The 24,647-nt window shown below is 57.6% G+C and carries 23 protein-coding genes and 2 tRNA genes; 15 read left to right on the top strand and 10 right to left on the bottom strand.

Annotated features, from left to right (window positions below; genetic code table 11):
- The first annotated feature begins 134 nt into the window (after positions 1-134).
- The 6 genes from PFY00_RS18105 (at position 135) to PFY00_RS18080 (ending at position 7,090) form a co-directional block, all read left to right on the top strand.
- Positions 135-1,163, top strand: a complete 1,029-nt coding sequence (locus PFY00_RS18105; RefSeq protein ID WP_271434029.1) for a glycosyltransferase family 2 protein — start codon at positions 135-137, stop codon at positions 1,161-1,163.
- Positions 1,160-1,798, top strand: a complete 639-nt coding sequence (locus PFY00_RS18100) for a sulfotransferase (protein WP_271434005.1) — start codon at positions 1,160-1,162, stop codon at positions 1,796-1,798. Before PFY00_RS18105 ends, PFY00_RS18100 begins: the two co-directional genes overlap by 4 nt.
- The gene (locus tag PFY00_RS18095; RefSeq protein ID WP_271434004.1) at positions 1,798-4,167 is read left to right on the top strand and encodes a glycosyltransferase family 2 protein; all 2,370 of its coding nucleotides are present in this window, start codon (positions 1,798-1,800) and stop codon (positions 4,165-4,167) included. Before PFY00_RS18100 ends, PFY00_RS18095 begins: the two co-directional genes overlap by 1 nt.
- 1 nt (position 4,168) lies before the next feature.
- The gene (locus PFY00_RS18090) at positions 4,169-4,870 is read left to right on the top strand and encodes an FkbM family methyltransferase (RefSeq protein WP_271434003.1); all 702 of its coding nucleotides are present in this window, start codon (positions 4,169-4,171) and stop codon (positions 4,868-4,870) included.
- A gap of 82 nt (positions 4,871-4,952) precedes the next feature.
- Positions 4,953-6,008: a glycosyltransferase family 2 protein gene (locus PFY00_RS18085; protein WP_271434028.1), complete on the top strand. Its 1,056-nt coding sequence runs from the start codon at positions 4,953-4,955 to the stop codon at positions 6,006-6,008.
- A 188-nt stretch (positions 6,009-6,196) separates the two neighbouring features.
- Positions 6,197-7,090, top strand: coding sequence for a GNAT family N-acetyltransferase (locus PFY00_RS18080; protein WP_271434002.1), 894 nt, complete (start codon positions 6,197-6,199; stop codon positions 7,088-7,090).
- Positions 7,091-7,103: 13 nt separating this feature from the next.
- Here PFY00_RS18080 and PFY00_RS18075 read toward each other — a convergent pair whose 3' ends face one another.
- The 3 genes from PFY00_RS18075 to dksA all read right to left on the bottom strand — a co-directional run bounded on the left by PFY00_RS18075 (position 7,104) and on the right by dksA (position 9,814).
- Entirely contained in the window at positions 7,104-8,066 is a 963-nt protein-coding gene (locus PFY00_RS18075; protein WP_271434001.1) for a DUF3179 domain-containing protein, read from the bottom strand.
- 81 nt (positions 8,067-8,147) lie between these two features.
- Positions 8,148-9,320 carry an FAD-dependent monooxygenase gene (locus tag PFY00_RS18070; RefSeq protein WP_408648482.1) on the bottom strand — a complete coding sequence of 391 codons (1,173 nt, stop codon included), beginning with the start codon at positions 9,318-9,320 and terminating at the stop codon, positions 8,148-8,150.
- A 71-nt stretch (positions 9,321-9,391) separates the two neighbouring features.
- Complete coding sequence (gene dksA, locus PFY00_RS18065) at positions 9,392-9,814, bottom strand: RNA polymerase-binding protein DksA (protein ID WP_271433999.1); 423 nt, start codon at positions 9,812-9,814, stop codon at positions 9,392-9,394.
- A 167-nt stretch (positions 9,815-9,981) separates the two neighbouring features.
- Here dksA and PFY00_RS18060 point away from each other — a divergent pair, with 167 nt between their 5' ends.
- The 6 genes from PFY00_RS18060 (at position 9,982) to PFY00_RS18035 (ending at position 15,426) form a co-directional block, all read left to right on the top strand.
- A complete protein-coding gene (locus PFY00_RS18060; RefSeq protein WP_271433998.1) occupies positions 9,982-10,824 on the top strand; it encodes an AAA family ATPase in 843 nt (280 codons plus the stop codon).
- A 35-nt stretch (positions 10,825-10,859) separates the two neighbouring features.
- Positions 10,860-11,759: an AEC family transporter gene (locus PFY00_RS18055; RefSeq protein WP_271433997.1), complete on the top strand. Its 900-nt coding sequence runs from the start codon at positions 10,860-10,862 to the stop codon at positions 11,757-11,759.
- Positions 11,760-12,087: 328 nt separating this feature from the next.
- Positions 12,088-12,543, top strand: coding sequence for a GNAT family N-acetyltransferase (locus PFY00_RS18050; RefSeq protein ID WP_271433996.1), 456 nt, complete (start codon positions 12,088-12,090; stop codon positions 12,541-12,543).
- Positions 12,543-13,934, top strand: a complete 1,392-nt coding sequence (locus tag PFY00_RS18045) for a DUF2927 domain-containing protein (RefSeq protein ID WP_271433995.1) — start codon at positions 12,543-12,545, stop codon at positions 13,932-13,934. Before PFY00_RS18050 ends, PFY00_RS18045 begins: the two co-directional genes overlap by 1 nt.
- Complete coding sequence (locus tag PFY00_RS18040) at positions 13,931-14,098, top strand: apolipoprotein acyltransferase (protein WP_271433994.1); 168 nt, start codon at positions 13,931-13,933, stop codon at positions 14,096-14,098. Before PFY00_RS18045 ends, PFY00_RS18040 begins: the two co-directional genes overlap by 4 nt.
- A 143-nt stretch (positions 14,099-14,241) precedes the next feature.
- A complete protein-coding gene (locus tag PFY00_RS18035) occupies positions 14,242-15,426 on the top strand; it encodes a vWA domain-containing protein (protein WP_271433993.1) in 1,185 nt (394 codons plus the stop codon).
- A gap of 19 nt (positions 15,427-15,445) precedes the next feature.
- On the opposite strand, the gene soxR is transcribed toward PFY00_RS18035, so the two are convergent.
- Entirely contained in the window at positions 15,446-15,898 is a 453-nt protein-coding gene (gene soxR / locus PFY00_RS18030) for a redox-sensitive transcriptional activator SoxR (protein WP_271433992.1), read from the bottom strand.
- Between the two features lie 307 nt (positions 15,899-16,205).
- Between soxR and PFY00_RS18025 the strand changes: the two genes are divergently transcribed.
- Positions 16,206-16,343 carry a hypothetical protein gene (locus PFY00_RS18025; protein WP_271433991.1) on the top strand — a complete coding sequence of 46 codons (138 nt, stop codon included), beginning with the start codon at positions 16,206-16,208 and terminating at the stop codon, positions 16,341-16,343.
- Between the two features lie 22 nt (positions 16,344-16,365).
- Here PFY00_RS18025 and PFY00_RS18020 read toward each other — a convergent pair.
- Positions 16,366-16,441, bottom strand: a tRNA-Val gene (locus PFY00_RS18020).
- A 227-nt stretch (positions 16,442-16,668) separates the two neighbouring features.
- On the opposite strand from PFY00_RS18020, the gene PFY00_RS18015 reads away from it, so the two are divergent.
- Positions 16,669-17,553, top strand: a complete 885-nt coding sequence (locus tag PFY00_RS18015) for a LysR family transcriptional regulator (RefSeq protein WP_271433990.1) — start codon at positions 16,669-16,671, stop codon at positions 17,551-17,553.
- A gap of 281 nt (positions 17,554-17,834) precedes the next feature.
- Here PFY00_RS18015 and PFY00_RS18010 read toward each other — a convergent pair whose 3' ends face one another.
- The 3 genes from PFY00_RS18010 to PFY00_RS18000 form a co-directional block, all read right to left on the bottom strand.
- The gene (locus PFY00_RS18010) at positions 17,835-19,349 is read right to left on the bottom strand and encodes a glycosyltransferase (protein ID WP_271433989.1); all 1,515 of its coding nucleotides are present in this window, start codon (positions 19,347-19,349) and stop codon (positions 17,835-17,837) included.
- A gap of 185 nt (positions 19,350-19,534) precedes the next feature.
- Positions 19,535-19,609, bottom strand: a tRNA-Val gene (locus tag PFY00_RS18005).
- Between the two features lie 117 nt (positions 19,610-19,726).
- Positions 19,727-20,179, bottom strand: coding sequence for an HU family DNA-binding protein (locus PFY00_RS18000; RefSeq protein ID WP_271433988.1), 453 nt, complete (start codon positions 20,177-20,179; stop codon positions 19,727-19,729).
- A gap of 178 nt (positions 20,180-20,357) precedes the next feature.
- On the opposite strand from PFY00_RS18000, the gene PFY00_RS17995 reads away from it, so the two are divergent.
- The gene (locus tag PFY00_RS17995) at positions 20,358-20,546 is read left to right on the top strand and encodes a hypothetical protein (protein ID WP_271433987.1); all 189 of its coding nucleotides are present in this window, start codon (positions 20,358-20,360) and stop codon (positions 20,544-20,546) included.
- Between the two features lie 116 nt (positions 20,547-20,662).
- On the opposite strand, the gene lon is transcribed toward PFY00_RS17995, so the two are convergent.
- Together lon and tgt are read right to left on the bottom strand one after the other, a co-directional pair.
- On the bottom strand, positions 20,663-23,071 hold the full coding sequence (gene lon / locus PFY00_RS17990; protein WP_271433986.1) for an endopeptidase La: 2,409 nt from the start codon (positions 23,069-23,071) through the stop codon (positions 20,663-20,665).
- A 349-nt stretch (positions 23,072-23,420) separates the two neighbouring features.
- Positions 23,421-24,548: a tRNA guanosine(34) transglycosylase Tgt gene (gene tgt, locus PFY00_RS17985; protein WP_271433985.1), complete on the bottom strand. Its 1,128-nt coding sequence runs from the start codon at positions 24,546-24,548 to the stop codon at positions 23,421-23,423.
- Positions 24,549-24,647 lie beyond the last annotated feature (99 nt).

Genomic DNA, 24,647 nt, shown 5'->3' with positions numbered 1-24,647 from the left:
AATGCGATGATTCGCTCAACAAAAAGCCGGGAACAATGACCCGGGATAAACATGGCGGGACGAGCAGTGATGTCCGGTTTGGTAAAGTCAACGCAGGCGCGGCCTGTGTTTTTGGGTATCGTATGGGGGCAACCATGCGCATAACGGCCGTGACCTGCGTCAAGAACGAAGGCCCATTCCTGCTGGAGTGGATTGCCTTCAACCGGCTGATCGGTGTGACCGATCATCTTTTCTATTCCAATGATTGCAGCGATGGCACAGATGCTCTGCTGGATGCGCTTGGCGATTGGGGCGTGCAGCATCTGCCAAACCCTGCCAAGGGCCGCAACTACCAGATGGAAGCGCTGAAGGACGCCGCCAAGCAAAAGGTTGTCAAGAAAGCCGATTGGGTCTGGATAGCCGATGTGGACGAGTTTCTGAACATCCACGTCGGTGATCACACAATCCCCGCCCTGATTGACGCCTGCGGCAATCCTCAGGCCATTTCCGTGACCTTTCAGTTCTTTGCGAACTGCGGCATCGACCGGTTTGAAGACCGTCCGGTAATCGAGCAATTCACGCGCTCACACAATCCGGATATTTGGTGCTCGGAAACCGCGATTGAGGTCAAGTCACTGATCCGCAAAGATTTTCCACTGCACTACTACGGCGCACATCGTCCATTTTTCAAGGAAAAGCTAGACAAGGACAAACGGCCAAGCTGGACTGACGGTTCGGGCCGAAAGGTGCAGCACAAGTTTCATGTGGCCGCCAATCCAAGGCGCATCCGCAAATTCCCCGCTGCCAATGCCCGTGAATTTGCGACGCTGAATCACTATGCCCTGCGATCGCTGGACAGCTATCTGGTCAAAAATGACCGGGGCGATGTGAACCGGGAAAATCGCGCCTTTGATGACACCTATTGGCGCGAACGCAACGATCCGGCCTGGGAAGACACGTCGATCCAACGCTACCTGCCGGGCCTGCAAAAAATGCTGTCCGAGATGAAGAGCGACAAGAAAATTGGGGCATTGCATGACGAAGCTTGCCGGCTTCATGCCGAAAAGCGTGATGCCTTGATGGCGCAGGACTCATACGCAGAGATGTATACGCACCTCAAATCCTTGCCGACCTACCCACCGGGTGAATTGGAATTGATCACCGAGTTGGGATTGGCGTTATGAGGTTGAAACTGGTCAACCTCGGGCTTCCCAAGTCAGGCACGACAACGCTGGCGTTTGCGCTGGAACAGGCGGGCTGGCATGTCGCCGATCACAAGGTGCGGCGCAGTCACACCAAGGACCCGACCATCGCAGGCACCTTTATCGCTCGTCAGCTCTATGAGGCGTATTTTGACAATGGCGATCCATTTGCAACGCTGGGCCACTATGATGCCCTGACAGAAATCAGCGCTCTCAAGGCGGAAACCAGCCTTTGGCCGCAATGCGACTATGCGGTGATCAAGGCCATGCGGATAAACCATCCAAACGTGAAGTTCGTAGCCACATGGCGCCCGGCGGCTGATATTTCGGACAGCATGCGGCGCTGGCAAAACATGGGCAAGGAACGTTTGCCCAAGGGGGCTGTGCCCGGCCTGCCCCGCGGATTTGGCAAGGTTGAACCGGAACGCGTCCGCTGGATTGAAGAACATTATGCGATGCTGCGGGATCTCTTTGGCGATGACCCCCGATATCTGGAGCTTCCCATGGGTGCGCAGGACGCCCGCGACCGGCTGGCGGCGCACATTCAGTGCGACCTGCCATGGTGGGGCAAGCGCAATGTGAATTCCGAAACGAACCCAGCCAGAGGAGCTGCCTGATGCGCATCTATCTGCACATTGGCCCCGATGGCGCCACGTCTGATCGATTGCAACGCGTGCTTGATGCCAAGCGCGACCAGATGCTTCAGAAAGGCGTGCTCTATGCCCGCTCACCGGGCGCGCGAAACCACACGCGGCTGTTCATGGCGGTCACCGATCCCGAAAATGTCGACAGCCTGCGCTTTAACCGTGGGTTCATTTCTACAGAAAAACAGCAGGTTCTGCGTGAAGATGTTCTTCGCAGCCTGACAAGCGAGGTTGAACGGCATTCGCCCGATGTTCTGATCCTGTCATCCCACCAACTGGGGTGTACGTTGGTTTCGCGGTCTGAACTGGAACGGCTGCGGGCACTGTTGCTGCCCTTGTCTGACGATATTCGGATCGTGGCCCATCTGGATGATCCGGCGCGGATGCTGGTCCGGCGCTACAGCGCGCAACTGATCGAAGGCCGGTCCCGTGATCTGAGCCTTGAGTTGGGGTTGAGTGCGGGCAGCTTTTGGGATGCAGCACTGAACACACGCCCGCACAGTGACCCGCAGGGTGGTCAATTCGGCGAGGTGCAGGGTGCTTGTTTCTGGCTTGATTTCAAACGCTTGCAGGACGAATGGGAAGCCGTGTTCGGGGAGGGCAGCGTATCATTCCGCAGCTTTGACATTGACCGTCTCTATGGCGTCTTTGCCACCGAGGAAATCTGCGAAAGCTTTGATCTGGACTTCACCATCGGCAAAGCCGAAGCCGAAGACGCCCCCGCAGAGCCGGCCGCCGCTTGGCTGACGCGGTCACGATTGTTCAATGACGCAGTCCTGCGCCTGCTGGCCAAAGGTGACGTGATCCTGCCCCGGCAGCTTTGGCGCAAATTTCTGGGTGAGATCAAGATCAAGGGCGATCCAATCGCTCCGGGATCTTTGTCAGCACTTTCGATGCGGTTCGAAGCGGATATCAAGGCGCTTTGCAAGGCGCACGGCGGCTTGTCCGCTCAGGCCATGAAACGCGATCGCAAACTGCCGGACTGGACTGAGGCAGACCCGGAAAAAGGGTTCCGGGCCACGCAGTACCTGATGGCCTTTCGCTGGCGTATCAATCAAGCGACCAAAGAAGAACTGGCCAACAAGGCCGCTGATCTTGCGCAGTTGCGCGGAACGGTTCAACCCGACCCCAGCGATACCGACGACGTCGAATCCGATCTGTCGCCAACCGCACAAAAACTCATGCCGCCGCTGGCCAAACAGAACTTCGCCAAACTGCGCACGTCGATTTTTGCACCGCACAATCGTCTGGGCCGCGTAAACGAAGAAGAACTGGCGGCCGCCTACAGCCCGATGGCCCCGCGAAACCTGCCAAAAGGCAGCAGTGGGAACGTCATCGTCGGCTGCATGAAAAACGAGGCCCCCTATATCGTCGAATGGATCGCCTATCACCGCGCAATCGGTGTCGACAATTTCCTGATCTACACAAACGATTGCAGCGACGGCACCTCGGAAATTCTGGACCGCTTGCAGGCCATGGGTGTGATCCAGCACCGCAACAACGACAACTGGAAGGGAAACTCACCCCAGCAGCACGCGCTCAATGCCGCGCTCAAGGAACCGGTCATCAAAAACGCCGAATGGATCATCCATATCGACGTGGATGAGTTCATGAACGTGCGCTGCGGCAATGGCACCTTGGACGATTTTCTGGCCCGCGTGCCCGATGCCACCAATGTCGCCATGACCTGGCGCCTGTTCGGGCACAACGGTGTCACCGATTTGCGCGATGAGTTCGTCATTGATCAATTCGACACCTGCGCCCCCAAATATTGCCCCAAACCGCACACGGTCTGGGGCTTCAAGACCATGTTCCGCAATATTGGCGCCTATGAAAAAATCAGCTGCCACCGCCCGAATAAATTGACGCAAGGCGCTGAAAAGAAAGTGAAATGGGTCAACGGATCTGGCGCAGACATGACGTCAGAGGCGATCAAGAATGGCTGGCGCAGCTCCAAGAAGTCCATTGGCTACGACTTGCTGCAACTCAACCACTACGCGCTGCGAAGCGCTGAATCCTTTCTTATCAAACGTCAGCGCGGCCGCGCGCTGCACGTCGATCGATCCATTGGCATCAACTATTGGATCCGCATGGATTGGTCGGTTCACAAAGACATCACCATCAAGCGGAACATTCCGCGCGTGCGTGCGGAATACGAACGCTTGATGCAAGACGACGACTTGCGCAGCTGGCATGAAAAAGGGTTGAGCTGGCATCGCAAAAAGGCCGACGAACTACACGGCATGCCCGAGTTCGAAGACCTGTACCAGCAGGCTTTGTCCCTGCACCTGACTGAAACGGAGCGGGTCGCCTATGCGCTCGCCCTTGATATGGAGACCTGACATGGACGGAAGTGCAGCAGGGCCACGAAACCCCTTTATCAAATCGCGCGGGCTCAAGATCCCCAAGCATCCCGAGCTGACCACCGGGCGGGTGCGCGGCGCCCTGCGAGAGGGCAATTATGAGCGCAAGGAATGCGACGCAGTGATGCGTGTTGTGCGGGAAGGCGACACGGTTTTGGAGCTGGGCGCAGGGCTGGGCTATATGTCCACGCTTTTGTCGGTCAAGAAAAAGGTCGAAAAAGTCGTTAGTTACGAGGCAAACCCGCAGCTGATCCCCTATATTCATTCGGTGCACGAAGCCAATGATGTCAGCAACGTCGAAGTCCGCAACGCTCTGCTCTGCCCTCGGGCTGGCAAACCAGTTCCGTTCTACATCAGGCAGAACTTTCTTGGCTCTTCGATGGATTATGAGGCCGACCCCGATAGCGTGGTTGAAACCGTCGAGATCGAGAAACACGGGATCAGCCCGACACTCAAGGCCCTGAAACCCAATGTGCTGGTTTGCGATATCGAAGGGGCCGAGGCCGAGGTGCTTCCAGCCGGCGACTGGAGCGATCTGCGCGTGGCGATCATCGAACTGCACCCGCAGTGGATCGGGCAAACCGGTGTTCAGGCGGTTTTCGATGCCATGCAAAAAGCTGGCCTGAGCTATTTCCCGAAAGCCTCGGAAGCCAAGGTCGTTACGTTCATGAAGGGCTGGTAACAGTCATCTCCGGTCCGGACTGGGGGCTCTGCCCCCAGACCCCCGGGATATTTCAGGCACAAAGAAACCCGGGAGCGACACGCTGAAGATCACAGCTGTACTTTGTTTGCGCAACGAAGGCGCGTTTTTGCTGGATTGGCTGGCGCACCATTTGGCCTGTGGTGTCACGCATGTTGTGGCGCTGACCAATGATTGTGATGACGGGACCGACACGATGCTGGACCGGCTGAGCAAGCTGGCCCCGGTCACGCATCTGCGCAACGACGGCCCTTATGACAAGGGCGGCATACAGTTCACCGGATTGAAGCTGGCCGACAAGTGCAAGGCGGTCAAGCAGGCGGACTGGTTGCTGCCACTGGACATTGATGAATTTGTAAACGTGCATGTGGGCGCGCGCAGATTGCCCGATCTGATCGAAGCGTTGCCTGAGGCAACGGCCATCCCCCTGACATGGCGATTGTTCGGAAATGACGGAGTCGTTCGCTACACCGATACGCCCGTGCCGCAGCAGTTTACCAAGGCTGCGCCGGTGGTCATGTACTGGCCATGGCGCGCGGCCATGTTCAAGACGCTCTATCGCAACGATGGCACCTATCGCAAACTCGGGGTGCATCGCCCCCGGAACCCCGATGAAGCGCGTGTGGCCGAGGCCCGCTGGTTCGATGGCGAAGGTCGTGAATTGGATGATCAGTTCCGCACCCGGCGAATCTTTTCCAACTATGGCCAAAGCAACTACAGGCTGGCGCAACTGAACCATTATCCGCTGGGAGCTATGGAAAGCTATGTGCTGAAGGCCGACAGAGGCCGCGCCGTGCATTCCGAGCACACTCTGGGCATGGACTATTGGGTTGAGCGCAATTGGTCGGAAGAGCTGGACACCAGCATTTTGCAATTGGCAGAGCAAACTGCAAACCATCGGGCGCAACTGGCAGAAGATCCGAAACTGGCCAGCCTGCATCAAAGTGCCGTTGCATGGCGGCATGCCAGATTTGAAGCCCTTATGGCGCAAGAGCCCTACCGCGCCTTGTTCGCACGGCTGTTGATGACGCCACCGGCCCGCCCGGTCAGCAAATCCGCCGCGCAGTTTCTGGCAACCCATGCCACGCGGGCCAGACTGAGCAAGGATGTTCAGGTCTAGGGCAGCAGCGCCAGGGCCCACCCCAGAACCGCGATCCCGGCGAAGGGCAAAGACAGCAGAAACCCGACCAGCAAAGCGGCCGCTGGTGTCGGCCTTACGCGGCAGGCTGTGACGGGACGGTTTTGTTCAAGGTGATTTAACATAGGGCCATTAACGCAGTTGAAACTTGCCATGGCGTTAATGCACCCATGACCTGTGATCTGCCCCTGCCCTTGCCGCAATCTGTTCCGTTCGCGAAAACCTGTACGGCGCTTGGCCTTCCTGTCAGACATCACAAACAGCAATGCGCCGGGCGGGTCACCCTGTCGTGGCAGGTTCAATCCCGCACGCTTCCTCTTCTGGGTCGGATTGATTTAATCTCGCGCGGGCCCGTGTCCCAAGATCCCCAACACAGCATTGATTGGCTGTGGCGCTGGCAGCGCTGGCACGATGGGCGGCCGCTGGTGCTGAATGCGGAAAACCTCAGCGCCACGGTGCTGCGCGGGGCTGGTTTCTGGCCAGTGATGACGCCTGCGAGCCTCGCCATCTTGCCATTGCGCGATGAACAGGCCATGCGCGCGGCTCTGGCGCAGAAATGGCGCAACCGGTTGAACCGCGCGCTCGCGCAGGGGGTTTCGATCTCACGGCATGATCTGAAGAGCGGTCACTGGATCCTGCAGGCTGAGCGGCAGCAGGCCCGCGCCAAGCGGTACAGGGGGTTGCCACCAGAATTCTGCGCGGCCTACGCCCGGGTCAACCCCGGCCATGCTGCCGTTTTCGAAGCGCGCAGGAACGGTGCGCCAGTCGCCGCAGCTGCATTTTTGCGCCACGGCGCGATGGCCACTTGGCAAATGGGGTATTCAAGCCCCGCCGGAAGGCGATGCAACGCGATGAATGCCCTGCTATGGCGCGCGGCCCTTTGGCTAAAAGAGCAGGGACACAGCCTGCTGGATTTGGGAACACTCAATGCTCAGGACGCCCCCGGCCTCACGCACTTCAAGCGCGGCACAGGGGCGCAAATTCGAACACTTTCAGGCACTTGGCTGCATATGGGGTCTCTCGCACCACTGGCGCGCAGGTTGCCGATCCGCTTTGCGGCCTAGAACCGACTGCAGATCAGTTGCCAAGCATCCATTGACCTTCGGGCCAGAACGCATGGAAGGCAAAGGCGAACATCAGGTCATGCGGCAGGTCCCGCCCCTCAGCATCGCGCACTCGCACTGATCCCACGTCGCGCCCTTTGGCAATGGACGATGCGTCCAGCGCCGAAGACTGACCGGAACGCCATGTCAACGTAATACCAGCCTCGGTGATGGCTTCTTCACGGGCCAGCCGGTCCATTGGCCATGCGCGATCTCCCACACGGACCACCCGCATCAGCGACGGGATGTCATGCGGCGGTGGATCACCGGAATACAAAAACGGCTTGGTCGAGCTGTCGTAGCGCCGGTAGGGATTTTGGCCATATGGGCGCGGCCATGCCGGCTCTGCCATGACCAAACCTTCGGGATTACGCGCCTTGAACTCATCCCAGCTTTCCATCCAGCTGGCGACCTGTTTCAATTCCTGCCCCAGCAAATCGCCGACGATCGCCTCTCCCATGGCCTGTTGCCACCAGCTTTGGGTTTCGCGGTCATACATGATCATATCGGAATTGCGCAGTTTGCCTGAGACACCGAAGGTCAGCACCTTGCCAGCAACCCGACGATCAAATGTCAGCGCTGAGTTGCACAACGGACAAAAGGTAACGGCAACCGGTACGCCGCCCACCGTATCATTGACGATTTCATGCCATGTCAAATAGCGGATGGGATAGGCGCGTGGCGTGTGGCCGCCCAGCTCGACGGTAATGACAGGCTCGGTGCCACCAATGCGCATTTCCTGCCCTGCTTTCATGAACGACGGATCGCTCAGCGCAGGGATGCCATCCTTTGGCGGACCGCCCGAGATCACCTCAACCCAGTTTCCCACTGAGGTCTTTTCGAAATTGGTGTCAGGCCATTCGTGTTGCCAGAACTCCGGGCTCGCGGTGGCCGAGGTGGCAAAGAACAGGGCAAAAGCAGCAGCGAAAAAGCGCATGGACAGGTCCTCCTTGTGGCAATCATGCCCCAAGCACAGGGTTCTGCACAGCCCGCTGCACGCGCTTGTGATCTGCCGGGATCAGGAAGCGGTCACGTCGTGACCGTAGAGCCAGTCGAATTGTCTGAGCATCCGAACTGGTGCGGCGCGGCCCAAGACCGACAGGCCGGCATGCGCAATGGATCGCACCAGCGGATTGCGCAGGTGATACTTGCGGGCATTGCCATTAGCCGTTTTGATGACACGTACGACACGATCCCTGCGTAGGGCCTGATACCGTTTGAGTGCCGCAAAAGGGTCGTCGTCCTGATCCAGACAGGCCGTCAGCACCCAAGCATCTTCCAGCGCCATATTGGCCCCTTGCGCAAGAAACGGCAAAGTCGGATGCGCTGCGTCCCCCAGAAGAGCCACGCCCTGCGCGTGCCAGACCGGCGCCACGGGATGCCTGAACAATCCCCAGACGCCGGGGTGCGCTACAGCCTTCAACAAGGCGGCACAGTCACCGCCAAAATCGCCAAAGGTTGCTCGCAGCTCATCGGCATCGCCAGTTTGGCTCCAGCCTTCGGCGGTCCAGACGTCGCGTTCTTCGACGGCAACCAGATTGACGCAGCTTTCATCCCGAAGCGGATAACTCACGAGATGTCGGCCCGGCGCCATATGAACGCGAGCTTCTGCCGGATGCCCGACGACGTTCGGCACAATCGCCCGCCATGCGACCTGCCCGGTAAAGAACGGCTCAGCTTTGCCGTTCAAGGCCGGGCGCACAACCGAATGCAGCCCGTCGGCGCCCACCACCAGTTCGGTCTCGATGCAACACCCTGTGGCCAGCCTGACCTGCGGGCGTGTGCCGGGGCGCACTTCGGTTGCCTGCTGCAAGAGCCTGATCTGCACACCGGACGCACGCGCGGCATCGGCCAACAGATCGATCAGATCAGCCCGGTGCACAAAACGGTAATCCTGCCCCTTGGGCAGCAGTCCCAGATCCAAAGATGTGATGTCGCGCCCCTGCGCATAGTCGCGCAGGGAAACCGCCTGTGCCCTGACCGAAGCCAAGGCAAAGCGATCGGCCAATCCCAAGGCCTCGATCACACGAAGCCCGTTGGGGCTGACCTGAATACCCGCGCCGACTTCGCGGATCGCATCGGCCTGTTCGAGAATGGACACGTCAGCGCCACGGGCGCGCATCGCCAAAGCTGCAGCCAGACCGCCAATGCCGCCGCCCAAAATGGTGATATGCCTGCCTGTGAGAGCCATGACCTCTTTAGGCATGAAAAAACGCCGGGGCAAAAGCCCCGGCGTTGTTCAATTCATCAAAGACCCTGCGGTCAGTCGTCGCGATGGACCTTCTCACGGCGCTCGTGACGCTCTTGCGCCTCAAGGCTCATGGTAGCGATCGGACGTGCGTCCAGTCGTTTGAGGCTGATCGGCTCACCGGTCACTTCGCAGTAACCGTATTCACCCTCATCGATCCGGCGCAGGGCAGAATCGATTTTGTTGACCAGTTTGCGCTGGCGGTCGCGCGTACGCAGCTCCAACGCGCGGTCGGTTTCTTCGGACGCACGGTCAGTGACATCGGGGATATTGCGGGTGCTGTCCTGCAATCCTTCGATGGTGTCACGGCTTCCGGCCAGCAATTCTTCTTTCCACGCAATCAACTTGCGCCGAAAATACTCCAGCTGGCGGTCATTCATGAATGGCTCGTCTTCGGCTGGACGATAATCGTCAGGAAGAAAGGACTCTGCTTTCATATCGGCTCCCTTGCTCTTGCCAATATCCATGATGGTAATTCCCTTAGATATCTGGCACCCCTCGGGCGCAGCACTTACCGCAAGCCCCGGGGGATGTCACTACACAATCACGTCTGAGACAGACGTTTTCGCCGGGGCAACGGCTTGGAATATAAGGGATCGCGCAAATGAAATTCGAAGGCACGGAAAGCTATGTGGCCACGGACGACCTGACCATGGCGGTCAACGCGGCCGTGACATTGGAGCGACCACTTCTTGTTAAGGGTGAACCCGGCACCGGCAAGACCGAACTTGCCCGCCAAGTGGCAAGCGCCCTGAACGTGCCGATGATCGAATGGAACATCAAATCCACCACCAAGGCACAACAGGGCCTTTACGAATATGATGCGGTCAGCCGTCTGCGAGACAGTCAGCTGGGCGATGAGCGGGTCAACGACGTGCGCAACTATATCCGCAAAGGCAAGCTCTGGCAGGCCTTTGAAGCGGGCGAAAAGGTCGTTCTGCTGATCGACGAAGTGGATAAGGCCGACATCGAATTTCCCAACGATCTGCTGCAGGAATTGGATCGTATGGAATTCCACGTCTACGAGACCGGCGAAACCGTAAAGGCCGTTCACCGCCCGATTGTCATCATCACCTCGAACAATGAAAAGGAACTGCCCGACGCCTTCTTGCGCCGCTGTTTCTTTCACTACATCCGCTTTCCCGAACCTGAGGTGCTGCGCAAAATCGTCGAGGTGCACCATCCCGGCATCAAGGAGTCGCTGCTGACAGCCGCGCTGACCCAGTTCTACGAATTGCGCGAACAAACCGGTCTCAAGAAAAAGCCGTCGACGTCCGAAGTGCTGGATTGGCTCAAATTGCTTTTGGCCGAAGACCTGACAGCCGAAGACCTGAAACGCGACGGTGCGAGCGCCCTGCCCCGGTTGCATGGCGCATTGCTGAAAAATGAACAGGACGTACACCTGTTTGAACGGCTCGCGTTCATGGCACGGCGCGGCGAGCGCTAGTCCCTCATCGGGAAATTACTGCGAAAGACCGCGAAATGCTGACGATCCTGACCCACAACATTCTGCCGGTCTTTTCCTTGCTGGCGCTTGGCTTCGTTCTGGGCCGGACGAAGCACATCAGCCGTGACGAGGCAGCGGCGGTCAATCGTATTTCGTTTCTCATACTCCAGCCCGGTCTGATCCTGCCGCTGATTGCCAGCGTGGATTTTGCAGCCTTTGTGCCAGAGGCGCTGTTCGGCTATGTCGCCTGTCAGGCTGTGATGTTCCTTCTGGGGTTCAGCATTGCCCGGTTCGTGCTGCGCCGCGAGTTTCTGGAAGCATGGCTGCTGGGCATGGCGATGGTTTTCGTCAATTCGCTGCTCTATATCCTGCCCATCTCGATCCTGATCTACGGCGAAGCCACCCTGCCGATCACCGCTGTCGTGGCCTGGGATGCCTCGGTCAGCTTTGCATTTTTCATTATCACCACTGACCTGATGGCAAATCGGAACGCCAGCCCTGCGGCATCGCTCAGGCGCATTGCGCTGAATCCGGTTCTTTTGGCAATTGCCTTGGGGGCCGTGCTGAACCTTGCGGCTATCCCCATTCCTGTTCCCGCATTAACAGCCATGGAGTTTGCGGGCGCAGCCGCAGCACCTCTGACACTCTTTGCACTGGGCGTGATCCTGTCCGGGCACAGTCTGGTCCCGAACGCGACCGTTGCAACCATGAGCGCACTGAAGCTCTTGGTGCTGCCCGCGATGGTGTTTGGCGTGATGGCACTTCAAAGCAGCCCCGCTCAATGGGAACAACTGCTGATCCTGAATGCCGCGGGCCCATCGGGCGCAATGGCCTTTGCGCTGGCGATGCTCTACGGCGTACGCACCGACACAATCGCCCCTGTCATCATCTGGACAAGCACCTTGTCCCTGATTTCGCTGGCTTGGCTCGCTTAAAACGCGTTTGCGCCTGAAATCCGCACCAATCCCAAGTTGAACCCAAAGTTGACGTTGGGAAAACCCGGAAATATGCCGTAGTCTCGCCATGGTTGAGCTGGAAACAAAGCCGGAACAACCGCCTGATTGTTGCAACACTGCACAGTGCAAACACCTGTTTTTATTTGATTTCCACTTACGCCAACCACCTGTGGAAAAAATTTCCGCGACGTGGAATCGGGCTCTGTGCAGAAACCCTTCTTTTGCCCTATAGTGTCCAAACAGAGGACAGAAAAACAACGGATGTCTTGAACATCTGAGTAAACAACGAGCAGGCAGGCTTAACACTATGTCCCAGAAAACGGCTCTGACCGTGCGTGCTTTGCGCGCCGAGGATGAACCTGTGTGGCGCGAAATGTGGAAGGACTATTTGGCCTTCTACGAAAGCAGCGTGCCAGACAGCGTCTATACCTCGACCTTTGCACGCCTTCTGGGCGACGATCCGCGTGACTTCAACGCGCTGATCGCCGAAGCGGACGGCCGCGCCGTTGGTCTGACCCACTACTTGTTCCATCGCCACGCTTGGAAGGTTGAAGAGGTCTGCTACCTGCAGGATCTCTATGCCAAACCGGATGCGCGTGGGATGGGCGTGGGCCGCGCCCTGATCGAAGAAGTCTACAAGGCCGCCGACACATACGGCGCGCCCACCGTCTACTGGCTTACTCAGACGTTCAACGACACCGCTCGTCAGCTCTATGACCGGATCGGCGCTGTCACACCGTTCATCAAGTACCAGAGACCGTGATGCGCAGATATCGTCGTTACCTTCTTCCGTTTTACCTGATGCTGGGCGCCTGTATGCCGGTATCCCCTACGGACACCGCCACCCGCGCCGCCGCCGCGACCTCCAGTGTCGATTCAGGCCTGCCACCGATGAAGAGTTTTTCGGTACCGCGCCCCGCGGCGCCGGTGGCCTCGAACAGCGACATCGCGCGCGATTTCCTGGATTTGGCGTTCTCGCTGGAATCCGGTCGCCCGCTCAAGACGCTTACCCGCTTTGAGGGTCCGATCACAGTCCGTGTAACCGGCGCACCGCCGGCCTCGCTCGGCCCGGATCTCAAACGGCTGCTGCACCGGTTGCGCGCCGAAGCTGGCATCAATATTGCGCTGAGCAACTCGGCTAACGCCAATATAACCGTTCAGGCCGTCAGCCGCGCGGACATTCGCAAAGCGCTGCCACAGGCCGCCTGTTTTGTAGTGCCGAACGTGACATCGCTTGCTGAATACAAAGCGTCGCGCCGCACTGCCAAGGTCAACTGGTCGCGCCTGACCGACCGGAAAAGACTGTCGATCTTCCTGCCCAATGACGCCAGCCCGCAAGAGGTGCGCGATTGCCTGCACGAAGAGCTAGCCCAAGCGCTTGGCCCATTGAACGACCTTTATCGCCTGCCCGACAGCGTCTTTAACGACGACAACGTGCATACCGTTCTGACCGGCTATGACATGCTGATCCTGCGGGCCTACTATGATCCGGCCCTTCGCAACGGCATGAGCCGCTCCGAGGCCGCAGACCGCCTGCCCGGAATTCTCGCTCGGATCAATCCGCGTGGACAAAACGTGGCCCCGCGCCGCCTGCAACGCACACCGCGTGTCTGGATCGAAGCGGTACAAACCGCGCTTGGCCCCGGTGCCAATCCGGCGCAACGCAAACAGGCCGCGGTCGAGGCGCTCAAAGTCGCCACAGCCATGGGCTGGACCGATCATCGCCGCGCCTTTTCGCACTATGCCATGGGCCGTTTGCTGCAAGGGTCTGATCTGGAAGCCGCACAGGATCACTTTGTTCTGTCACAGCGCTTCTTTGGAAACGGACGGGATACAGCCTTGCATCGCGCCTATGTGGCCTCCCAGTTGGCAGCCTATGCCATCAGCGCCGGTCGTGCCGATGACGCATTGTTCCTTTTGACCCCACATCTGGACACCGCAGCCCGACACGAAAACGCAGCCCTTCTGGCAACTCTGATGATGCTGCGCGCCGAAGCGCTGGATCTGGCCGGACGGATTACCGAAGCACGCGAAGTGCGTCTGGACAGTCTCGGCTGGGCACGATACGGCTTTGGCTCGGATTGGGCCGTGCGGGCCAAACTGCGTGAAATCTCTTCGCTCAGCCCCGCCAAAAGGAGACGAGGCGCACTATGATCGTAATTGCCGGAGCGGTTATCGGAGCCATCCTCGGCGGTTTGACCGCCGCGCGTCGCAAAGGCAACAAACTCGACATAGCGCAATATGCCACCGTCTATGCCATCGCCCTGGCCCTGCTGGGTTTGTTGGTCACGATCCTGATCGAAAAGGCGCTGACCTGAGCGCAGCGCCTTTGCGGATTTTCAAACGCCGCCCAAAGCGCGGCGCAGCAGATCGCCCGCCCCTTTCAAAACCTCGGGATCATGACGCACCGTTTGCGCAATTAGCGATACAATCCGGCTGACAAACAGGCTAGCGTGCCGCCATGTTCGTACCCTTTTTCGAAAACCTGCGCCGCGCTGGCGTGCCTGTCTCGCTTCGCGAATACCTGACCTTCCTCGAAGGTATGGGCCGCGGGCTCGCGCTTTATGATGTCGAAGGGTTCTATTTTCTGGCGCGCAGCGCCATGGTCAAGGACGAACGCCATATTGACCGCTTTGATCGCGCCTTTGCGGCCAGTTTCAAGGGTCTCGAAGACATCACCTTTGATCAGGTCATGGAAGCCGTCGATCTGCCAGCCGATTGGCTGGAAAAAATGGCCGAAAAACATCTGAGTGCCGAAGAAAAGGCCGAAATCGAAGCACTTGGCGGCTTTGACAAGCTGATGGAGACGCTCAAGGAACGGCTCAAGGAACAACAGGGTCGCCATCAGGGCGGCAACAAATGGATTGGAACGGCGGGCACGTCGCCCTTTGGTGCCTATGGCTACAACCCCGAAGGCATCCGCATCGGCCAGAGTGAAAGCCGCCATCAACGGGCGGTCAAAGTCTGGGACAAACGTGACTTCAAGAACCTTGCAGGCGATGTCGAACTGGGCACGCGCAATATCAAGGTTGCGCTGAAACGCCTGCGGCAATGGGCGCGGGATGGCGCAGCCGATGAGCTGGATCTGGACGGAACCATCCGCGCCACGGCCGAACATGGCTTTCTCGACGTCAAAACCCGCCCTGAAAAGCGCAACGCGGTCAAAGTCCTACTGTTTCTGGACGCAGGCGGCTCAATGGATCCCTTTGTGAAAGTGGTCGAAGAGCTGTTCTCGGCCGCCAAAGCCGAATTCAAACATCTTGAACATTTCTACTTTCACAACTGCCTTTATGAAGCCGTCTGGCGCGACAACCGCCGCCGCTGGGATCAGACCACACCCACCTGGGAGGTGCTGAACACCTACGGGCCTGATTACAAATGCATATTTGTCGGTGACGCATCGATGTCTCCCTATGAGGTCGCCTACCCCGGCGGCGCCAACGAACACTGGAACGAAGAAGCCGGACAGGTTTGGCTGGAACGCGCGCGTCAGCAATGGGCTGACAATCTTTGGATCAACCCTGTTCCCGAACGGCATTGGCAATACACCCAATCCGTTCAGATGATCCGCGAAATATTCGAAGAGCGCATGGTCCCTATGACACTTGACGGGATCGACCGCGGCATGAAGGTGTTGACCCGGTAGCCACGTGGCAAATCCGGCTTCAGAGGCGTCTTGCACCTGGCCCGGCTTCGCCAAGGCTGTCGTTGGGATTGTAAAGCGGACAGTTCTCCAGAGACAGGCACCCGCAGCCAATGCAGTGGTCCAGTTGATCCCGCAGGGCCTGCAGTTTGGCGATGCGAGCCTCCAACGCGCCGCGCCAGGCCTCCGAGGCGTCGCTCCAATGGCCTTTGCGAACTGCGCCCTCCATCGGCACTTTTTCCAACATCTTGCCAACCTCAGCCAATGGGATTCCAAGCCCCTGTGCCACGCGAATGACCGCGACACGGCGCAACATACGCCGGTCATACCGACGGTGATTGGCCGACGTTCGCCAACTTTGAATCAAGCCTTCGGCTTCGTAAAAATGCAGGGTCGAGACGGCGACACCGGCCCTTTGGGCCATGTCACCGACGCTTAGATCATTGGGCTGCGCCCGCCCTTTTGGATTTCGCATCAAATCGCTTGACCTCAAGTGAACTTGAGGAAGCACGATGTCAGCATCAAGCCAACCATTCAAGGAGAATCACCATGGCAAGAACACCCCCAACACGGCACCCTTTGCCCCCGAGATCCCCACGCGCGAGCGGCTTCTTGAGACGTATATTCGACGACGCAAATCGCCGCCGCCGGATCGAAGCCTTGCGAGCAAACAGCCATCTTTCCTGTGACATTGGCCTGAATTGCGGACATGCGCCGCAACGCTCGGCGATGGCGCCGAACAAGCCAAGGAACCGGCGATGAAACGGGTTTGGGACGGATTGATGAGCGCTTGGCGGATGCCGCCCGGCTGCGGGCTGCTGTGCCGAGAAGTACAAGAGGAAATCGCAACCTTGAAAACAGCCAAGGCATTGGAAATCTTAGCAAAAAAGAAGGACAGCAAAAAGAAAAGCGCGTCGTGAAAGACGCGCTTTTCAGGAATTCTGGTGGGTGATGAGAGACTCGAACTCCCGACATCTTCGGTGTAAACGAAGCGCTCTACCAACTGAGCTAATCACCCGTGCCGCACGCTTTACAGAATGCTGAAACGGCGTGCAAGCAAAAGAGCGGCCGAAGACACCTGCTTTTGTCAGTTTTTGTTCTGACATTTCCTTGATTGGACCTCGGCTTTCATTTGCCGCATAAGAATATTGCGAGACTATTGAGTAATTTTTAATCAGTCTGTGGTTGCCCCACCCTTCTTTGCGCCTAAGTGGCCTAAGAGCAATTTGTAGTCAGGACCATTTTATGTTGGACTGGAGCGCATTACGCGTTGTCTTACATATCCACCGCGAAGGAAGCATGGCCGGCGCAGCGAAGGTGCTCAAGGTCAGCCAACCAACTCTGTCTCGGCAATTGGCCCGCGCCGAGCACGAGCTGGGCTGCAAACTCTTTGATCGCATACCCGGAAAGTTGATCGCGAGCGAAGCCGGACTTCTGGTCGCGCGGCAGGCTGAGTCCATCGAACGTCAACTACGGGGTATGGAAGACACCCTTCGTACAATTGATGACGAAATGTCAGGTGTGATCCGCATCAACGCACCTCAACAGATGTTTCCGTTCTATCTGGACGACGTCATCCGCGACTTCCAACAGGAGTTCCCGGACATCGTTTTGGAAATCAAGATTTCAGATGCCATTCAGGATTTTGCGTCCGGTCATGTGGATGTGGTGTTTCGCGCAGAAGAAAACCCAAAACCCAGCCTTTGGGGACACCGGGTCGCACGTCTGGATTTCCGATTTTATGCCCACAAGAACCTTTTGGAAACTTACGGCGGAAACTCCAAAGACCTGAGCGAAATCGACGGTATTCCGTTGATCGTGCACACCGGGGTCGTTGCGACGTCTGAACATGAAACCCAAAAGCTCTTTCCAAAAGGGAACATTGTCTTGAAGGCAGACAGCCTAGAGACAACCGCAACTTTTGTCCGAGCCGGGCTCGGGGTTGCGCGACTGCCGACAATGGTGGGCGAAGTTCTTGAGGATGTTGAGGCGATCGACGGTCTTTTCTCGCCAACGTCTCGCAGTGTCTGGATTTTGACGCACAAAGACCTGCGTGAAGTCGGACGTATCCGGCGCTTCATCGATTTTGTCGCCGAACGCACCAAAAGCAGTCCCCTGCTCACAGGCTGAGGTCTCCGGCTTTTCGTATTGGCAGATTCCACGTGTGAGCTAGCACAACCCGTTAAAACTAGGGGAGAAAATGCGACACCCGGCTACATCTTACCTACACCAACAAACGCTAACCAGATACACACCCGGCAGGATGTCGCATATAAACCTATACCTTTTTGTAGCTCACTCAGACATAGAAGAATCTGAAAGTAGGCTATTCAAATATGAAAGGGTGTAGCGTTCCTATTTGAAAGTTCTTGTATGACGTGTACGTAAAGCTTGGCTGCCCAAGCCCGGTGCTATCGCCCCGAAGCCAATTCAGCTGGCAACTCGTTCTCGGCGTGCATTCTGCTGTCTTCGCTTGCATGGAACGGACCAGCCCCACCCTGCGAGCCCGTTGCCATTTGTCGACCCGCGTGCGCCATTTGACGGGCAAGGTGCTCTAACGCGCAAAGTCCCAGCCCCTGAAGATGTGGGTTTGCTTCGTGAAATGCAGCCTCGTCGAAACCGGGGCTCGGTTGGCGCCCCTCTCCGACTCCCCACTCCAGATAATGCTGAAGAGGGTCTAGGCCGGCCTCGGCCACTTCGGGATATGACCGCAGGTACCATTGCGCATCAAACAAACCGCTGGCCTGAATGACGTCGTAGGCTGACGCGCCCTCTGGATCGGCGGCGACATGTCCCCCCTGAACCAACAGCAAGGTCTCCAGCAGGTGCCGGACGCGGGCCTCTGCTGCCTTGGCGGTATCACGGGCCAGGCTCAGATCCTGGCGAAGTTGCCGTGTCTCGGCCTCAGCCTGCGCCCTCGCCCACACCAGCGCATCCGCTTCTTTTGCCAGCCACGCCATATAGGGCCCAAAGCTTTCGGTCGGGAGCGCTGAACCAACCTTCGACACCGCCCGCTCGTACAGCGCTTCATAGAGCCGACCCGCGTTTTCCAAAGACCAATCCTTGCGTATGCGTGCAGTGGTCTGCGCGTTCTTCTCGGCCGAATAGCCGGCAATCTGTTCTTGCAACCAACCGGGGGACACATGTTGCGCCGTTCTGAAATAACGCGGGCTGAAGTTCAGATCGGACCAATGATCCAGCGTCTCGGGAACGATCAAAGTGCCAGCAAGGCCAGGAACGACCGGAATCACCGCACACCCGCAGGCCATCGCCTCAAGCGCGCTGCGCCCCACTGCAAAAACCAGATCATAGTCGGGCAGAACCAATTCCGGGTTCTCAACGCCGTTGCCGTAACCATGTCCGATAACATCGAAACTCAGCCCCGCATGGACGCATGCCTCTTGCAATTGGCCCAAATCGTCCTGGCTGAACCCGTCCTGGCCGTAGAGCAGCGCTTTCTTCAATCCCGAACCAGTGCGTTGACGATCAAACCGCGCCGTATCGACAAAGTTGGAGATCTGGACAACCTTTTCGGCGTCAATGTCGGCTCTGGTCCGCAGAGTTTGCCGCATCGGATCACTGCACACCGCGTGAAACTGAATACGTTCGCTGACAGGCACCTGTTCGACCCAAGGTCGCGCCCCATGCCAAACGTGAATAGCAGGCACTTCAGGCAAGTTGGCCAGCGCGGCCATGGTTGGCAAATGCTGATGCCCATGGATAACGTCTGGCTGAAACGGAAGCTGTGCCAAATCTTCACAGACCGCGATGCCATTTGGCGCAAACAGCTGCGCCACAGCGCCCCTTTTCGGGGTCCAGACGCAAACATCATGTCCGCGCCAAACGAGCGCCCGAGCCAAATCGAATGTGAACAATTCCGAGCCGCGGTAATCTTCCAGCGCGCGCTGAGCAAACAAAATCTTCATATGAACCTGACGTGCAACAATCCCCTACGTCAACTTAACGGGATCTTTCGGCAGGTCAAAGGCAACAGATTTTGCAACTGAAGTCGGTACCCACCGCGACCTTCACGTCACAGAAATCATTGATTTCGCTAAAAAAAATCTACCAAAGCGTGAGTCATTATATCGCGCAGCAACTCATGGGAGAATGGTGGGTGATGAGAGATTTGAACTCCCGACATCTTCGATGTGAACGAAGCGCTCTACCACTGAGCTAATCACCCGCTGCGAGGCGTATTAGCCCTCTGAAGATCAAATCGCAAGAGGCCGGGCACATGCCGAAACGGGGCGCGCTGTGTCACGCCCCGTCAATTAACAAAAGGTGGAGAACTGGCTTGAGTTTATTCTGCCGGAGAGACGCTGGGCATTGGAACCGCGGGTTCCGATACTTGCGGCTGACGCAATCTGGCGTGCACAACTGTGCCGTTCTGGGCATCAACTGTGCGCTTGACCTTAAATTTGCCAAACCCCTTCAGGTTCAGTTCGCGGCCCTCGGAAACCATTTCGCCCATGATCGCAAGCGCCGCTTCGATCGCAGGCTTTGCATCGCGTTTTTTGACACCGCTGCGCGCAACTGCAAGTTCGATCAGTTCGTTTTTGCGGGCTGCTTCAACGCCACCATCGCCGGTATCCTGAACATCCTCGAGAACGGGCGCCATGTCGTCATCCGCAGCCTTGATAGACGTGGGCTCAAGCGCTGCAGCCGACGTATCGCTGGCCGTCTTCTTTTTGGTAGAGGTTGTCGTTTTACGGGTGGTTTTTCGACCGGTGGTCGATGTTTTTGTAGTCGCCATAACTTCTGCTCTGCCTCTTGTTTTCACCTGCCCGAGCGGTTGCGCCATAAAGGCTCCGCTTCTTGGGTATGACACAAGGTATAGTACATCCTGAGGGAGATTACCACCCATACCTTGACTCTTCGGAAAAAACCGCATCAGCTTTGATTCGAATTCAATCTGCCAAATGGGTTCTCAAATGAAAAAGCTCGTAATCATTGCCTCTCTTTCTTTCGCCGCTGTTTCTGCGCAGGCGGATGGTCCTTCTGATCCGGTCGTTGAACCGATTGTCATTCAACAAGATGCGGCCGACAGCAGTGCAAATGCTGGTGGTTTGGTGCTGGGATTGATCACTTTGATCGTCTTCGGCGCAGCAGCCGGAAACTAACACTTAGACCAATCAATAGCGTATCTCTGGGCCGCTGGCCCTGAACGCGAATTGACGGCGCAAAAAAACGCCGCCCAGAAGGGCGGCGCTCTTTAAGCTTTGGCTTTGGCTTGGGCTCAGTGGGCGGTCGCCCCTGCTCCTTCTCCGCCCGCTTGCAACTTGGCAGCGGCAGCGGCTTCTTCGGCCTCTTCGTCCCATTCAATCGGTTCCGGCGACTGCACAAGCGCCAGTTTCAGAACCTCTGAGACATGCTTGACCGGAATGATCTCGAGACCGCTGGTCACGTTGTCAGGCAGGTCGGCCAAATCCTTTTCGTTTTCTTCCGGGATCAGAACCGTCTTGATGCCACCGCGCAGTGCGGCCAGCAGCTTTTCCTTGAGCCCGCCGATTGGCATCGCGTTGCCGCGCAGCGAAACCTCACCGGTCATGGCGATATCCTTGCGCACCGGGATGCCAGTCAGAACCGATACAATAGATGTCACCATGGCCAAGCCTGCAGATGGGCCATCTTTGGGCGTCGCGCCATCGGGCACGTGCACGTGGATGTCCATCTTGTCGAACTTCGGCGGTTTGACCCCGATCTGCGGCGCGATTGAACGGACGTAGCTGGCAGCAGCGTCAATGCTTTCCTTCATGACATCGCCCAGCTTACCGGTTGTCTTCATCCGGCCCTTACCCGGAAGTTTCAACGCTTCGATGTGCAGCAGATCGCCACCCACAGAGGTATAGGCCAAGCCGGTAACGACACCGACCTGGTTCTCGTCTTCAGCCAAACCGTAGCGGTATTTGCGAACACCGAGAAAATCATCGAGGTTCTCAGAGGTAACCGTAACGGTCGTGTCCTCTTTCTTGACGATCTTGGTCACGGCCTTGCGTGCCAGCTTCGCGATTTCGCGCTCCAGATTACGAACACCGGCCTCGCGTGTGTAGTACCGCACGATATCCGTAAGCGCCGCATCTTCGACCGCAAACTCACCTTTCTTCAGGCCATGGTTCTTGACCTGTTTGTCCAGCAAGTGCCGCTTGGCGATTTCCAGTTTCTCGTCCTCGGTGTAGCCCGACAGAGGGATGATCTCCATCCGGTCAAGCAATGGACCCGGCATGTTGTAGCTGTTGGAAGTGGTCACGAACATCACGTTGGACAGATCGTATTCCACCTCAAGATAGTGGTCCACAAAGGTCGAATTCTGTTCAGGATCAAGGACTTCCAGCATTGCCGACGCCGGATCACCCCGGAAATCCTGACCCATCTTGTCGATCTCATCCAGCAAGATCAGCGGGTTGGACGTCTTGGCCTTTTTCAGCGCCTGAATGATCTTGCCCGGCATCGACCCAATATAGGTTCTCCGGTGACCGCGAATTTCGCTTTCGTCGCGCACACCGCCCAGCGAAATACGAATGAACTCGCGCCCCGTGGCCTTGGCAACGCTCTTGCCAAGCGATGTCTTACCCACACCCGGAGGGCCAACAAGGCACAGGATCGGGCCTTTGAGCTTTTTCGAACGGGCCTGAACGGCCAGATATTCGACAATACGCTCTTTGACCTTCTCGAGCGAATAGTGATCGGCATCGAGGATTTGCTGCGCGCGGCCCAAATCCTTTTTGACGCGGGACTTGGTGTCCCACGGAATCGACAGCATCCAGTCGAGATAGTTCCGCACCACGGTCGCCTCTGCGCTCATGGGGGACATGTTCTTGAGCTTCTTGATCTCGGCTTCGGCTTTTTCGCGCGCTTCCTTGGACAGCTTGGTCTCAGAAACCTTGGCTTCGAGCTCGGCCACTTCGTTCTGGCCATCCTCACCGTCGCCCAGTTCTTTCTGAATGGCCTTCATCTGCTCATTCAAATAGTACTCGCGCTGGGTCTTCTCCATTTGCGTTTTCACGCGCGTCTTGATCTTTTTCTCGACCTGCAGGACGCTCATTTCACCCTGCATCAGACCATAGACCTTCTCAAGCCGTTCGGACACGGCCAGCGTCTCCAGAAGCTCTTGCTTCTGAGGAACCTCAACGCCCAGATGCCCGGCAACCAAATCTGCCAGCTTGGCCGATTCCTGTGCTTCACCGACGGCGGACAGCGCCTCTTCGGGAATATTCTTTTTGACCTTTGCGTAGCGTTCAAACTCTTCTGCAACGGTGCCAGTCAGCGCTTCGACCGTGTCTTCGTCGCCCGGCATCTCGGTCAGGTATTCGGCCGTGGCCTCAAAGAATGAATCGTTTTCGATGTATCCGCTGATGCGAACCCGGCTTTGCCCTTCGACAAGCACCTTCACGGTCCCGTCGGGCAGCTTCAGCAACTGCAGTACATTGGCCAGAACGCCAGCCTTGTAGATACCATCCGTCTCGGGATCATCGACAGAAGGATCGATCTGAGCGGCAAGCAGGATCTGCTTGTCGTCGTTCATGACCTCTTCCAATGCGCGCACCGATTTTTCACGCCCGACGAAAAGCGGCACGATCATATGTGGGAACACAACGATGTCCCTGAGGGGCAGCACCGGGTAAGAGGCATTAAGGGGATTTTGCATGCTCGTATCCTGTTTTTTGGCAAGATCACCCTGCCCCGCTCGGCGGCAGCCTGGGCAATCTCCAGTCATGGAAAATTAAGGTGGGGTTAAAATGCGCCATTTCAACCGGGCACCGCTTTCCTTGCATGGCAGAATGACGTTTGCGCACCCCGGGTGCAAGCAGATGTTGCCCACAAATCAACAAGGTTTCTAACGGTTCTTGGCTTTCGCTAAGCAAGTTTGAAAATTTCAGGCACTTTTCGTCGCCATCCAACCGTTTCATTCGTCACAGCAAGGAGGCGAATGGTGGCACGCAGCAGGAACGGTTCCCCCAATGGCGGCCTGCTCCTCACAGCGTCAATCAGATCGATCAGACCGGCTCAATGTCGCCTTGCTGCCGCTGCGCATGGAAATCTGCTTCGAACTGCGCAAAGCTCTGCCGCGCGATTGCATCGCGCATACCCTGCATAAGTTCTTGATAGTAATGCAGGTTATGCCAGGTCAGCAGCATACCACTGATCATCTCTCCTGACCGAAACACATGATGCAGATAGGCCCGGCTATAGCTGCGGCAGGCCGGACATGTGCAGTGTTCGTCCAGCGGGCGCGGGTCGTCAGCATGGCGCGCATTCTTGATGTTCACCTGTCCGCGACGCGTCCAGGCTTGTCCTGTCCGCCCGGACCGGGATGGCAAAACACAATCCATCATGTCGATGCCGCGTTTCACGGCCCCCACGATGTCGTCGGGCTTGCCAACCCCCATCAAGTAACGCGGCTTGTCATGCGGTAGCTGCTCCGGCGCGAAATCCAGACAGCCGAACATGGCTTCCTGTCCTTCGCCCACCGCCAAGCCGCCGACCGCATAGCCATCAAAACCAATCGATTGCAGGGCTTCGGCGCTCTCAGCGCGCAAATCCTCTTCCAACCCGCCTTGCTGAATACCAAAGAGCATGTGCCCCGGACGATCCCCAAAGGCGTCACGTGACCGCTGCGCCCACCGCATCGACAAACGCATGCTGTCTGCAATCCGGGCCTTGTCGGCTGGCAAGGCGGGACATTCGTCGAAACACATAACAATGTCGCTGCCCAGCAATCTCTGGATCTCCATGGACCGCTCCGGGCTGAGCATGTGCTTGGAGCCATCGATGTGGCTGCGAAAGGTCACGCCCTCCTCGGTCAGTTTGCGCAACTCCGCAAGGCTCATCACCTGAAACCCGCCCGAGTCTGTGAGGATCGGGCGGTCCCAATTCATGAACCGATGCAGCCCGCCCAAACGGGCGATGCGCTCCGCCGACGGCCGCAACATCAGATGATAGGTGTTGCCCAGCAGAATATCCGCGCCGGTGTCTCGCACCGAGCCTGGCAACATGCCCTTTACAGTCGCCGCCGTGCCCACGGGCATAAATGCCGGCGTCCGGATTTCACCACGCGGCGTGTTGATCACACCGGTTCTCGCGCGCCCGTCGCGGGCTTTCAGTTCAAAAGACGTCTCAACCATGGCGCTCCAATGCCGCAAGCCGCCGGACTTGTGAAGCCCCCGCTTCCCAGCTTTCCAAAATACCGCCGCGTGGGCTTTCCACAAAAAACCGCCACAGGC

This window comes from Thalassococcus lentus (assembly GCF_028023555.1).
Classification (GTDB): Bacteria; Pseudomonadota; Alphaproteobacteria; order Rhodobacterales; family Rhodobacteraceae; genus Thalassococcus_A; species Thalassococcus_A lentus.
This window is presented reverse-complemented; position numbering and strand designations above follow the sequence as displayed.

Coding starts and splice junctions, on each gene's coding strand:
- PFY00_RS18105 (WP_271434029.1), top strand. CDS start 135: ATGCGCATAACGGCCGTGACCTGCGTCAAGAACGAAGGCCCATTCCTG.
- PFY00_RS18075 (WP_271434001.1), bottom strand. CDS start 8,066: ATGCGCTTTTTCGCTGCTGCTTTTGCCCTGTTCTTTGCCACCTCGGCC.
- PFY00_RS18055 (WP_271433997.1), top strand. CDS start 10,860: ATGCTGACGATCCTGACCCACAACATTCTGCCGGTCTTTTCCTTGCTG.
- PFY00_RS18100 (WP_271434005.1), top strand. CDS start 1,160: ATGAGGTTGAAACTGGTCAACCTCGGGCTTCCCAAGTCAGGCACGACA.
- PFY00_RS18090 (WP_271434003.1), top strand. CDS start 4,169: ATGGACGGAAGTGCAGCAGGGCCACGAAACCCCTTTATCAAATCGCGC.
- PFY00_RS18070 (WP_408648482.1), bottom strand. CDS start 9,320: ATGGCTCTCACAGGCAGGCATATCACCATTTTGGGCGGCGGCATTGGC.
- PFY00_RS18015 (WP_271433990.1), top strand. CDS start 16,669: ATGTTGGACTGGAGCGCATTACGCGTTGTCTTACATATCCACCGCGAA.
- PFY00_RS18035 (WP_271433993.1), top strand. CDS start 14,242: ATGTTCGTACCCTTTTTCGAAAACCTGCGCCGCGCTGGCGTGCCTGTC.
- soxR (WP_271433992.1), bottom strand. CDS start 15,898: ATGCGAAATCCAAAAGGGCGGGCGCAGCCCAATGATCTAAGCGTCGGT.
- PFY00_RS17995 (WP_271433987.1), top strand. CDS start 20,358: ATGAAAAAGCTCGTAATCATTGCCTCTCTTTCTTTCGCCGCTGTTTCT.
- PFY00_RS18010 (WP_271433989.1), bottom strand. CDS start 19,349: ATGAAGATTTTGTTTGCTCAGCGCGCGCTGGAAGATTACCGCGGCTCG.
- dksA (WP_271433999.1), bottom strand. CDS start 9,814: ATGAAAGCAGAGTCCTTTCTTCCTGACGATTATCGTCCAGCCGAAGAC.
- PFY00_RS18000 (WP_271433988.1), bottom strand. CDS start 20,179: ATGGCGACTACAAAAACATCGACCACCGGTCGAAAAACCACCCGTAAA.
- PFY00_RS18045 (WP_271433995.1), top strand. CDS start 12,543: ATGCGCAGATATCGTCGTTACCTTCTTCCGTTTTACCTGATGCTGGGC.
- PFY00_RS18050 (WP_271433996.1), top strand. CDS start 12,088: ATGTCCCAGAAAACGGCTCTGACCGTGCGTGCTTTGCGCGCCGAGGAT.
- lon (WP_271433986.1), bottom strand. CDS start 23,071: ATGCAAAATCCCCTTAATGCCTCTTACCCGGTGCTGCCCCTCAGGGAC.
- PFY00_RS18095 (WP_271434004.1), top strand. CDS start 1,798: ATGCGCATCTATCTGCACATTGGCCCCGATGGCGCCACGTCTGATCGA.
- PFY00_RS18025 (WP_271433991.1), top strand. CDS start 16,206: ATGAGCGCTTGGCGGATGCCGCCCGGCTGCGGGCTGCTGTGCCGAGAA.
- PFY00_RS18080 (WP_271434002.1), top strand. CDS start 6,197: ATGACCTGTGATCTGCCCCTGCCCTTGCCGCAATCTGTTCCGTTCGCG.
- tgt (WP_271433985.1), bottom strand. CDS start 24,548: ATGGTTGAGACGTCTTTTGAACTGAAAGCCCGCGACGGGCGCGCGAGA.
- PFY00_RS18040 (WP_271433994.1), top strand. CDS start 13,931: ATGATCGTAATTGCCGGAGCGGTTATCGGAGCCATCCTCGGCGGTTTG.
- PFY00_RS18060 (WP_271433998.1), top strand. CDS start 9,982: ATGAAATTCGAAGGCACGGAAAGCTATGTGGCCACGGACGACCTGACC.